This window comes from Stutzerimonas stutzeri, assembly GCF_000935215.1.
In the GTDB taxonomy this organism is placed as follows: Bacteria; Pseudomonadota; Gammaproteobacteria; order Pseudomonadales; family Pseudomonadaceae; genus Stutzerimonas.
Genome location: NZ_JXXD01000076.1, coordinates 1 through 12254, shown reverse-complemented (window position 1 = coordinate 12254; position 12254 = coordinate 1). Strand labels below are relative to the sequence as shown.

Genomic DNA, 12254 nt, shown 5'->3' with positions numbered 1-12254 from the left:
GGCAGTACCTGCCGATTGCCAAAAAGCCGCCGGTCTACCCGCAACGGGCGCTGGACTCCGGGCTTCAGGGTTCCTGCACGGTCAGCTACACGGTCGATGTGCAGGGTCGCGTGCGCTCGCCCGAAGTGGTCGGCGACTGCCATCCGCTATTCATCCGCCCATCACTCACCGCCGCCAAGAGCTTTCGCTACCAGCCGCGCATCGTCGAAGGCCGCGCGGTTGCCGTGCCCGACGTAAAGAACACCTTCCATTACCGCATCGAATGATGCCGTTACGACTCAGGAACCGTTTTCGATGAAACAGGATTTCACCGATTTTCACGCGAGCGTGGGTGCTCATGACGACCAACCGGTCAATCCGAGCGGCAACGTGCCGCTGCAGCAGGCGATTGATCACCGCCGGCGCGGGCTGCTCAAGGGTGGGCTCGGCCTGGCCGGTATCGCCTTTCTCGGCGGCGGGATGGCCGGCGCGCGAGCCGCGACCCGGGGCGATTCGCTGCTCGGCTTCGAAGGTATCCCGACCCAGCTCGACCCGCATTTCGACCGTGTCGAGGTGGCGCCGGGCTACAGCGCCCGGGTGTTCTTCTCCTGGGGCGATCCGGTGCATGCCGACGCACCCGAGTGGCAGCCGGATGCCAGCGACGATTGGCAAGCCCAGCTCAGGCAGGCCGGCGACAATCACGACGGCATGCATTTTTTCCCGTTTCCCGACGCGCCCGACAGCCGCGGCCTGCTGGCCATCAACCACGAGTACGTCAACCCGACGTTGCATCCAAAAGGCATCGCCGTGGTCGATGGCCGGCGCCCGCTGGAACAGGTGCGCAAGGAGCAGGCGGCCCATGGCCTGAGTGTCATCGAGGTGCGCAAGGATGCGCAGGGCGAATGGCAGCGGGTGATGGATTCACCCTACAACCGCCGCATTTCCGGCATGACGCCGATGGCCATTGCCGGGCCGCTGGCCGGCCATGCAGCGATGCAGACCATGGACGACCCGGAAGGAAGGACGGTGCTCGGTACGCTTAACAACTGCTCCAGCGGGTTCACGCCCTGGGGCACCTATCTGGTCTGCGAGGAGAACTGGCACAACTACTTCGTCAACCACGACGCCGACGACCTCGCCGCGCGCGTCTCGCACAACCGCTACGGCATCGCTGGCAGCGGCATGAGCAAGCTCTACGGCTGGGGCACGGTCGATCCGCGTTTCGATGCCACGCCGCAGGCAGGCCAACCCCATGGCGGCTTCGTCAACGAGCCGCACCGGTTCGGCTGGGTGGTGGAGGTCGATCCGTTCGATCCGCAGAGCACGCCGGTCAAGCGCACCGCTTTCGGCCGCTACTGCCGCGAGTGCTCGGTGCTGTCGCTGGGCGAGGACGGGCGCATGGCGTTCTACTCAGGCGACGACACCAAGGGCGAGTACGTCTACAAGTTCGTTCCCAGCGGCCGCTACGTGCCCGGTGCGGACGCGGCCAACCGCCGCTTGCTGGATGAGGGCACCTTGTATGTCGCGCGTTTCGATGCCGACGGCAGTGGCCAGTGGCTGGCGCTGGTGCACGGCGAGCATGGCCTGACCGCGGAAAACGGCTTCCCCAGCCAGGCCGAGGTGCTGCTCAACGCCCGTGCCGCCGCCGACCGCGCCGGCGCGACGCCGATGGACCGGCCGGAGTGGGTCGCGGTGCATCCCGATAGCCGCGAGGTCTACGTCACCCTGACCAACAATGACGGGCGCGGCACCAAGCAGCCGCTGGACAAGGCCAACCCGCGACCGAACAACCTGCACGGGCAGATCCTGCGCTGGCAGGAGGAGGGCGGCGACCCGGCGGCGACGCGCTTCCAGTGGGAAGTCTTCCTGCTCGCCGGCGAGCGTCGCGGTGCGCGGCATGCCCAGGGCCGGCCGGTCGCCGCCAACCTGATCGGCACCATCGACGGTGACATCTTTTCATCACCGGACGGGCTGGCCTTCGATCGTGACGGGCGCTTGTGGATCGAAACCGATTTCGACGATGACGAAGCGGTGATGCAGGCCATGGGCACCAATCAGCTGCTCTGTGCCGATCCGAAAACGCGCGAGGTGCGGCGTTTCCTGGTCGGGCCGCGGGGTTGCGAGATCACCGGCATCACCTGGAGCCCGGACTACCGCGCCATGTGGATCAACGTGCAGCACCCGGGGCTGAGCTTTCCGGCCAGCGACGGCCAGTCACGCCCGCGCTCTTCAACGGTGCTGATCACGAAGGACGATGGCGGCGTGATCGGCAGCTGACGATCACGCCGGCGCCATCTGTTCAGGAGCTGCCACGCAGCTGCTCTATGGCGTCCAGCAGCTGGTCCTGGGTGAAGGGCTTGGCCAGTCGCTGCAGCGGCAGCGCCGGGGTGGCCGATGGCAGTTCGGCATAACCGGACACCAGCAGGATTGGCAGCTCCGGTCGGCTGACCCGTACCTCGGCCGCCAGTTGTGCGCCGCTCATCAGCGGCATGGCGTGATCGGTGATGAGCATGTCGATCTGCGCCACCTGCAGCAGCTCCAGCGCCTGCGCAGCGGAGCGGGCCGTCAAGACGTGGTGGCCGGCGGCTTCCAGCATGCCGGCGGTGCCGAACAGCACCAGTTCGTCATCGTCCACCGCCAGCACGGACAGCGGACGCATGGTCCTGCGCGGGAGGTCGTGCGGTGACGGGCTGCGAGTCGGTTCCGCGGCTGACTCGTCCTCCAGTGCTGGCAGCCAGATTTGCGCGGTGGTGCCGGCGCCGGGGCTGCTGCGCAGCACTAGTCGCCCACCGGATTGCTCGGCCAGGCCATGCACCATCGACAGGCCGAGACCGGTGCCCTTGCCGACGCCCTTGGTGGTGAAGAACGGTTCGACCGCGCGCTTGAGCGTCGTCTCGTCCATGCCGGTGCCGCTGTCGCTGACATTCAGGCGAACGTAGCGCCCGGCGGCGAGGCCGTGCTGCTCGCTGGACAGCGTCACCTGTTCGGCGACGATGAGGATACGGCCCTCGCCGGCCATGGCGTCGCGCGCATTGGCGGCGAGGTTGAGCAGGGCGGTTTCCAGCTGGTTGGGATCGGTCTTGACCCGCGCCAGTCGCTGCGGCAGATCCACGTCCAGCTGGATGGTCGGGCCGAGCGAGCTGAGCAGCAGTGCCTGCATGCCTTGGATCAACTGGCGCAGATCGATCGGCGTCTTGTGCAGTTCCTGCTTGCGCGCGAACGAGAGCATGCGTGCCGTGAGCGAGGCGCCGCGCTCGGCACCGGCGCGGGCGTTGTCCACCAGGCGCAGCAGGGCCGGATCGGCCGGCATGCGCCGACGCAACAGCTCCAGGCTGCCGAGCACGGCCATCAGCAGATTGTTGAAGTCGTGGGCGATGCCGCCAGCCGGGGGCAGCCCAGTCGCCGCGGATGGTGAAGCCGTCCTGGTCCGGATCCATGTCGGCGTAGGCGCAACTGGACAGGCCGAGATGCTCGCCGAGCATGCGTGTGGTGATGGTCAGGATGGCGTCGGCGTCGATGCTGCGAGCGGTTTCCTTGGCCAGCGCATCGAGAAAGCGAAGGCGCTGCTCGTTCTGGCGCAGGGCTTGTTCGGCCTCGGCGCGCTCGGTGACGTCATATCCCTCGATGAAGATGCCGGTGATACGCCCTTTGGCATCGGTCACCGGCTGGAAGACGAAGTCCAGTAGACGCTCTTCCTCCGGCTCGCCTTGGGTTCGCTGCAGGCCGACCCGGATACCGGAACCGACGAAGGCTGTGCCGCTGCGGTAGACCCGGTCGAGAATGTCGATGAAGCCCTGGCGCTCGACCTCCGGCAGCGCTTGGCGCACCGGCTTGCCGATGACGTCGCGCTCGCCCACCACCCGCAGATAGGCCGGGTTGACCATTTCGAAGACGTGTTCGGGGCCGCGCAGCATCGCCATCAGTCCGGGTGCCTGTTCAAACATCTGTTGCAGGCGTACCTGCTGGCCTTGCAGTTCGCGTTCGGCCATTACCCGCTCGGTGGTTTCCACCACCAGGGCAATCACGCCGGCCGGCTGCGCCTGATCGTCGAACACCGGCGAATAGTCCAGATTCATCCACGCGTGCTCGGGGCGGCCGTTGCGGTACAGCACCAGTTCCTGATCCTTGTACGACAGCGTGCCGCCAGCCAGGACGACCTTCATCACGTTGTCGTTGAACTCGGCGACTTCCGGCCAGCCCTCGCGTACTTCAGAACCGAGCAACTGCGGATGTCGGCTGCCGGCGAGCTCTGAATAGGCGTCGTTGTAGATCATGGCGCCGCGCTCGCCCCAGAGCAGCGCGATGGGCGTCGGCGAAAGCAGCAGCATGGCCGTGACGGTCTTCAGGCTCGACGGCCATTCCGCCAGCGGTCCCAGCGCCGTCTGCGACCAGTCGAAGCGGCGAATCAGTGCGCCGAGCGCGCCGCCGGCGGGGAGGAATGCGTGGTTCGAGTCGTCAGGCGAGAGGTGTGCTGCTGGGTCCATCAGTAGCGATCCGTATCCGGTGTGAAGACAGGGCAGGGCTGTACAGGCGAGAGCTGGTTCAGCTCGGACAACCGATTGCCCGGGAAGTCGTGCCGGCGAGGCAGGAGGTTGATGGTGCCATTCGCTGCAGTTCGTCCTTGCAGCGGCCAGGGTACAGGGGAAAACCCGTACCATATCAACGATATGCAATGCTCACGGTGATTTCCGATGCTTTCTGCCGTCAAGCGCTACAGGGCCCTGGTCGCCGGGGTGCTGCAGCGCTGTTTTCCACGTACCTCGGCCCATCTGCGCGAAGAGGACGAGCTGTTGTTTCGTCGCTGGGGCAGTGCGCCCGGCAAGACGAACAAGGCTGCGGCCGCCAAGCGCAAGGGCAAACCTGCAGCCAAGGCCAAGCCGAAGAGCAAGTCGGAGGGGCCGGCTCGCGCTGCCGGCAAGCCGCGGGGGACGGCAGCGCAGGGGATCTACGCAGCGGCACAACTGAAGGTGGATGACGCCAAGGTTCAGGCGATGCGAGACCGCGTCGAGCAGGCGGTGGTCGCGGGTATCATCAGCGCGCCGTCGGACGAGCAATGGGCGATGATCCTCAGCCGCAGCCCGGTGACGCGGATCTTCGCCGGTGCCGGCTCCGGCAAATCCACCACCTTGTTGCTGCGCGTGGTGTTCATGCTCTGCCACATGGGCGTCGAGCCTGGGCGGCTGACAGTCATTTCCTTTACCAATGCCTCCTGCGCGCAGCTGCGCGAACAGCTGGTGCGGGTGCTTGGCTTCTGGCAGGTGCCGTTCGATGCGCAGCAGGCGCGCCAGTGCGTGCGCACCTTCCATTCGGCCATGGCGCAGCTGGCGCGTGAGGTGCTGGCCCGGCCGGTGTGGTTCGAGCAGTTGGACGACAAGGCCGCCGCGGCCGACGAACCCGATAATCCGCTGGCTTCCGCGCGCCTGCGACCGGCGCAAACGCGTTTGCTCAAACAGGCCTATCAGCAGTGTTACGCCGAGCAGGCGACATTCCGTGAACGGGTGCACCGCCTGCTCGATCTGCCTGAGCCTGCGACCGAAGCCGAGCAGGGCAAGCGCGCTGCACCGAAAGCGCCGGGCGCCACCTTCACCCTGGCCGGCGAGTTCACGCCACTGCCGCTGTACGAGGCCTTCTACGCCCAGGCTGGGTTTATCGAGAGCATCGGCATTCGCATCGACCAGCTGCAAGCGACCAGATTGCAGTGCGCGGCGCGCGAGCGGGATTTCGTCGAAGCGCTGGTGAGCTTTCATGGCTACTTCAGAGCGGCGTTGCGAGAGCAGGGGCTGATGACCTTCAATGAGGCCTTTCAACAACTCACCGAGCGCTTGAGCTCTGGCAAGGATGTGCCGCAGGCCAGTCTTGCGCCGTTCGAGCATCTGCTGATCGATGAATTCCAGGACATCTCCCCGCAGATCGTCCAATGGCTGCAGGCGCTGCATCGCCAGCTGGCGCGACAGAAGGCCAGCCCGAGCCTGATGGCCATCGGTGACGACTGGCAGTCGATCTATGGCTGGCGCGGCAGTTCGCCGGAGTTGTTCATGGACTTCGACAAGTACTTCCCGCGGCGTGGCGCCAAGGGCAGCGAGACGCTGCTGCTGGAAACCAACTACCGCTCCATCGAACCGGTGATTCGCGATGGCGAGGCGGTGCTGGCCGGCGTGCAGTTCAAGCAGGCCAAGACCAGCCGGCCATGCAAGCCGACGCAGCCGGGTGACCACGGGGTAAGGCTGGTCACCGGTTTCGACCTGAACAACGGCCTGCCGAAGCTGATCGAGGCGATCACCGCGCAATGTGCCCATGTGGCCGAACGGCAAAGCCGCGAACGCACCGCGGTGCTGCTGCTCAGCCGGCGCAACGAGCCGCTGCGCACTATTCAGACGCAGCTGGACCGCAAGCTGCCGGTCAAGGCCTACACCATCCACCGTGCCAAGGGATTGCAGGCCGAGGTGGCGATCATCATCGACGACTGCGCCCCGGTGCAGCCGCATCCGCTGCGCAATGCGCTGTATGCCTACTCCGGTTTCTTCCGCAACAGTTATGACCAGGCCATGGCCGATGAAAGCCTGCGCCTGGGCTATGTGGCGATCACCCGCGGCGTCAGCCGGGTGTTCTGGTACACGCGCAAGCCTCAGGGTGCCACGGCACTGTTGCGCCAGCGCGGCTAGCGCAACAGCAGCGCAACGACTGTACCGGCCAGCAGCAGTGACAGGCCTTTCCAGAACAGCAGCGGATTGCGCTCGAGCAGCGGCGGGCGGGCGCGGTTGAGAAACGCCGGGTTGGGCTGGCGCAGCTCGAAGACGAACTCCGACAGCTCGGCATAGCGCCGCGCCGGATCGGGATGCAGCGCCTTGCCCAGCACTTCGTCGATCCACGCCGGGATATCGCGCTGCGCATGGCGCAGCGACTGATAGCACAGGCGTTTCTGCGCTGCGGTGGTGCGTGCCCTGGCGACGTCGGCGCCGTAGGGCAAGCGACCGCTGAGCAGCTGATAGGCGATCACCGCCAGCGAATACTGATCCGAACGCGGCGTGCCGGCCTCGCCGAGGAAGTATTCCGGCGCGGTATAGGCGGCGGTGCCGAGCAGGTTGTCCTGCGTACCCGGCGCATTGCGCTCGGCCAGCCCGGCGACGCGGGTCGAGCCGAAATCGATGATCTTGAGGGTGCCGGTGGCGTCGATCATCAGGTTCTGCGGGCGCAGGTCCTGGTGCAGCATTTCCAGGCGATGGAAGGCGCGCAGGCCGCGGGCGATCTGCTCGACGATGCCGCGCACGGTTTCCAGGTCCGGCTGTGGATGGTCGAGCATCCACTGCGCCAGCGTCTGGCCATCGATGAATTCGCTCACCGTGTACAGGTAGCGGCGCTGCCGTGGCGGCGGGCAGGCCTTGACCACGTGGGGGTTGTCCAGCCGGCGGGCGATCCACTCCTCCAGCAGGAAGCGCTCCAGATAGGCGGGGTCGCCTCGCAGATCCATCGACGGCGTCTTCAGCACCACTTTGGCGCCGCTGGCTTCGTCGACAGCCAGGTGTACGTGGCTGCGGCTGCTGATGTGCAGATCCCGGACGATGCGGTAGCCGTCGAACTGCATGCGCGGTTCCAGCAGCGGCGGCAGCGCCAGTTCGCCGAGTTGTCGCTGTACGTCGTCGACGGCCTGCTCCGGCAGGCTGTCGATGCGTACCAGCTGTGCGGTGAGGTTGTCGTCGCTGCCGTTGGCCAATGCCCGCTCGACGATCCGGCGCGCCACCAGGTCGAGCTCGTCCCCATGCTCGGCAACGAGCTGCGCCACCTCCCGTGCGCCGATGTGCTCGTAGACGCCATCGGTGGCGAGCAGGAACAGATCGCCGACCGCCAGCGGTAGGGTGCGGTAGTCGATCTCCAGGTGCCGGTCGATGCCCAGCGCGCGGCCGAGGTAGCTGGTATCCGCCGACACGCGCACGCGGTGATCTTCGGTCAGCTGTTCCAGGCCGCCGTCGCGCAGTCGATAGATGCGCGCATCGCCGACGTGGAACAGGTGCGCGCTGGCCGACTTGAGCACCAGCGCGCTGAAGGTGCAGACATAGCCGCGGTCGCGGTCATAGCGGTGCGGACTGTGGCGGGTCTGCGCATGCAGCCAAGAGTTGATCGCCACCAGTACCCGTTGCGCCGACTGCTTCACCGACCAGGCGTCGGAGGTGCAGAAGTAGTCGGAAAGAAAGCTCGCCACCGCGGTTTCGCTGGCGACATGGCTGACCTCGCTGCTGCTGATGCCGTCGGCCAGCGCGATGGCGATGCCCTTGCTGACGAGCTGGGCATCGCTGGGCACGCAGGCGCCGTGAAAGTCCTGGTTGGCCGGTTTGCGTCCGCGGTCCGAATGCTGGCCGAGGGAAATGGCGAGTTGGCTGGGCATCTTCATCTGCGCAAAAGCCCCGGCGCGCATGCGAGCCGGGGCCTTCGTTCACTCCAAAGTCAGTAGACGGTGCGCTTGGGGGCGGTGCGCACGTGGGTGGTGTAAAGCGTCAGGCCGGTGAAGGCCAGGCCGCCGACCAGGTTGCCCAGTGCGGTGGGGATCTCGTTCCAGAGCATGTAGTCCATCACCGAGAAGTCGCCGCCCATGATCATCGCCGAGGGGAACAGAAACATGTTCACCACCGAATGCTCGAAGCCCATGAAGAAGAACAGCATGATCGGCATCCACATGGCGATGACCTTGCCGCTGACCGAGGTGGAGATCATCGCGCCGACGACACCCATCGAGACCATCCAGTTGCACAGCATGCCGCGCAGGAAGATGGTCGCCCAGCCGGCTGCGCCGAACTCGGCATAGCCCAGGGTGCGGTCCTCGCCGATGTGCGAAATCTTCTAGCCGATCGGCCCCGGCTCGGTGGAAAAGCCCATGGTGAAGACGAAGGCCATCATGAAGGCCACGGTCAGCGCACCGCCGAAGTTGCCGAGGAAAACCCAGCCCCAGTTGCGCAGCACACCGCCGACGGTTACCCCGGGGCGACGGTCGAGCAGTGCCAGCGGGGTGAGCATGAACACCCCGGTCAGCAGGTCGAACCCCATCAGGTAAAGCATGACGAAGCCCACGGGAAAGAGCATGGCGCCGATCAGCGGTGAACCGGTCTGCACGGTGATGGTCACCGCGAACACCGCGGCGAGGGCGAGGATCGCCCCGGCCATGAAGGCGCGGATCAGGGTGTCGCGAGTGGACATGAATATCTTCGATTCACCGGCGTCCACCATCTTGGTGGCGAACTCCGAAGGGATTATGTAGGACATTGCGTGATGCTCTTGAGTAGTTGGCAGAAGGCTGTTGAGCGAAGGTCTTTAGGGACAGCGCTGAATTCACACGAGGCCGATTTCCACGGCATCGCCATTGAGGCGCACCGGCCATACCCGCAGGCTTTGTTCGGGGTATTCCAGGCAGCTGCCATCGGCCAGGCGGAAGTGCTGCTTGTACAGCGGCGAGGCGATCACCAGCTCACCCTTGAGGCTGCCGACGATGCCGCGGCCGATGACGTTGGCACCGGACTTGGGGTCGCGGTTGTCGATGGCGAACAACTGCTCGCCTTCAGCATTTTCGGGCAGGTGGAACAGCGCCACCTGGGCGCCTTCGTGCCAGGCCACTACACCGGAGTTGGCGACCAAATCGGCACGGCTGCACAGTGCCTGCCAGGCCGCCGGAGCGGCGGAACGGGAGTCGAGACGAACGACGTTGGACTGGCTCATCAGAGCACCTCCTGGGTAAGTGGGATCAGGTGAAGTTCGCTGGCGCGTACCGGCCGGCGCTGGCCGCGTTCCTTGACGAAGTGGATGTCGGGGTCGCCGCGGCCGTCGTTGACGAAGGTGCGGAAGCGCTTGAGCTTTTCCGGGTCGCTGATGGCGTTGGCCCACTCGCACTGGTAGCTGTCGACCACGTGCTGCATCTGGCTTTCCAGCTCGGCGGCAAGGCCCAGGCTGTCGTCGAGGATCACGGCCTTGAGGTAATCGAGGCCGCCTTCCAGGCTTTCGCGCCAGACCGAGGTGCGCTGCAGCTTGTCCGCGGTACGCACGTAGAACATCAGTACGCGGTCGATGGTGCGGATCAGCACTTCGTCGTCGAGGTCGGTGGCGAACAGCTCGGCGTGCCGCGGGCGCATGCCGCCGTTGCCGCAGATGTAGAGGTTCCAGCCTTTGTCGGTGGCGATCACGCCGATGTCCTTGCTCTGCGCCTCGGCGCATTCGCGGGTACAACCGGATACGGCGAACTTGATCTTGTGCGGCGCCCGCAGGCCCTTGTAGCGATCCTCCAGGCGCAGCGCCATGCCGACGCTGTCCTGTACGCCGTAACGGCACCAGGTGCTGCCGACGCAGGATTTCACCGTGCGCAGGCTCTTGCCGTAGGCGTGGCCGGTTTCGAAGCCGGCTGCGATCAGTTCGCCCCAGATCTCCGGCAGTTCGTGCAGCTGAGCGCCGAACAGGTCGATGCGCTGGCCGCCGGTGATCTTGGTGTAGAGGTCGTATTTCTTCGCTACCTGGCCGATGGCGATCAGTCCCTCAGGCGTGATCTCACCGCCCGGGATGCGCGGCACCACCGAGTAGGTGCCGTTCTTCTGCATGTTGGCCATGAAGGTGTCGTTGGTGTCCTGCAGCGGAATCAGCGCCGGATCGGTGATCGGCTGGTTCCAGCAGGAGGCGAGGATCGAACCCACCGCCGGCTTGCAGATGTCGCAGCCGACATGGCCGCGACCATGCTTGGCCAGCAGTTCGGTGAAGCTCTGGATGCCCTCGACGCGGACGATGCCGTAGAGCTCCTGGCGGGTGTAGGCGAAGTGTTCGCAAAGGCTTTTGTCCACCGCGACGCCGCGCGCCGCCAGCTCGGCATCGAACACCAGCTTGAGCAGGGCGTTGCAGCCGCCGCAGCCGGTGGCCGCCTTGGTTGCCGCTTTGAGCTCGCCGAGATCGGTGACGCCGGCGTCGACCTGGCAGCACACCGCGCCCTTGCTGACGTTGTGGCAGGAGCAGATGGTCGCGCTGGCCGGCAGGGCGTCCGGGCCAAGGGTTGGAGCGCCTTCGGTCTGCGGCAGGATCAGCGCGGACGGATCGGCCGGCAGCTTGATGCCGTTCTGCGCATACTGCAGCAGGGTGTCGTAGTAGCTGTTGTCACCGACCAGCACTGCGCCGAGCACGCGCTTGCCATCGGCGGACACTACCAGGCGGCGGTAGCTGGCAGTCGCCTCGTCGATGAAGCGGTAGCTGCGCGAGCCCGGCGTGGCGCCGTGGGCATCGCCGATGGAGCCTACATCCACGCCGAGCAGCTTGAGCTTGGTCGACATGTCGGCGCCGTAGAAGGGCTCGTGCGGTTCGCCGGCCAGTTGCGCAGCGACACCGCGTGCCATGCTGTAGCCCGGGGCGACCAGGCCGAACACGCTGCCGTTCCAGCTGGCGCACTCGCCGATGGCGAAGATCGCCGGGTCGGAGGTGCGGCATTCGCTGTCGATAACGATGCCGCCGCGCGGGGCGATCTCCAGCTCCGCGACACGACCGAGGGCATCTTGCGGGCGGATGCCGGCGGAGAACACGATCAGGTCGGTTTCGAGGAATTCGTCGTCGGTGAAGTTCATCCGCCAGGCGTAGTCTTCGCCGGTAACGATCTCCTGAGTGGCGCGCGACAGGTGCACGCCGACGCCCAGCGCCTCGATGCGAGCCTTCAATGCTGCGCCGCCTTCGGCGTCCAGCTGCACCGGCATCAGGCGCGGGGCGAATTCGACGACATGCGCTTCCAGGCCGAGCGACTTCAGCGCGTTGGCCGCTTCCAGACCGAGCAGACCGCCACCGACCACCACACCGCGCTTGGCGCCGCTGGCGGCCGCACGAATCGCATCAAGGTCGTCGAGGGTGCGGTAGACCAGTCGCGCGCTGCCTTCGGCGCCGGTGATTGGCGGCACGAAGGGGTAGGAGCCGGTGGCCAGGATCAGCTGGTCGTAGGGCTGGCGGCCGGCACTGGTGACGACCTCCTTGCGCTCGCGGTCGATGCCCAGCACCTGAATGCCCAGATGGGTGTAGACGCCGTGGCTGGCGTAGTAGTCGGCCTCGCACATGGCCAGCGACTCGGCATCGCGACCGCCGAAGTATTCGGACAGGTGCACGCGATCGTAGGCACGCTGGCGCTCCTCGCCGAACACATGCAACTCGTAGCGGGTGAGGGCGCCGCGCTCGATCAGCTGTTCGATGCAGTGGTGACCGACCATGCCGTTGCCGACGATGACCAGTTTTTCTTGCGTGAGCGGAGTGACGGTAGAACTCATGGCCTTTCCTCAGTC

The 12254-nt window shown here is 66.0% G+C and carries 6 protein-coding genes and 2 pseudogenes; 3 read left to right on the top strand and 5 right to left on the bottom strand.

What is annotated here, in order from left to right:
• On the top strand, positions 1-266 hold a 266-nt coding region (locus tag LO50_RS09350), incomplete at its 5' end, for an energy transducer TonB (protein WP_044314806.1).
• A gap of 28 nt (positions 267-294) precedes the next feature.
• Positions 295-2256, top strand: coding sequence for a PhoX family protein (locus tag LO50_RS09345; protein WP_044314805.1), 1962 nt, complete (start codon positions 295-297; stop codon positions 2254-2256).
• Between the two features lie 22 nt (positions 2257-2278).
• Here LO50_RS09345 and LO50_RS23830 read toward each other — a convergent pair.
• Positions 2279-4463: pseudogene (locus LO50_RS23830) on the bottom strand (hybrid sensor histidine kinase/response regulator).
• Between the two features lie 207 nt (positions 4464-4670).
• On the opposite strand from LO50_RS23830, the gene LO50_RS09325 reads away from it, so the two are divergent.
• Complete coding sequence (locus tag LO50_RS09325) at positions 4671-6641, top strand: DEAD/DEAH box helicase (protein WP_003300059.1); 1971 nt, start codon at positions 4671-4673, stop codon at positions 6639-6641.
• On the opposite strand, the gene LO50_RS09320 is transcribed toward LO50_RS09325, so the two are convergent.
• The 4 genes and pseudogenes from LO50_RS09320 to nirB form a co-directional block, all read right to left on the bottom strand.
• Positions 6638-8359, bottom strand: a complete 1722-nt coding sequence (locus tag LO50_RS09320) for a bifunctional protein-serine/threonine kinase/phosphatase (protein ID WP_234464875.1) — start codon at positions 8357-8359, stop codon at positions 6638-6640. The two genes, LO50_RS09325 and LO50_RS09320, sit on opposite strands and share 4 nt — an antisense overlap.
• A gap of 59 nt (positions 8360-8418) precedes the next feature.
• Positions 8419-9231 (bottom strand): annotated as a pseudogene (locus LO50_RS09315) (formate/nitrite transporter family protein).
• A gap of 66 nt (positions 9232-9297) precedes the next feature.
• On the bottom strand, positions 9298-9681 hold the full coding sequence (nirD, locus tag LO50_RS09310; RefSeq protein WP_003300055.1) for a nitrite reductase small subunit NirD: 384 nt from the start codon (positions 9679-9681) through the stop codon (positions 9298-9300).
• Positions 9681-12239, bottom strand: a complete 2559-nt coding sequence (gene nirB, locus LO50_RS09305) for a nitrite reductase large subunit NirB (RefSeq protein ID WP_003300054.1) — start codon at positions 12237-12239, stop codon at positions 9681-9683. Before nirB ends, nirD begins: the two co-directional genes overlap by 1 nt.
• Between the last annotated feature and the right edge of the window lie 15 nt (positions 12240-12254).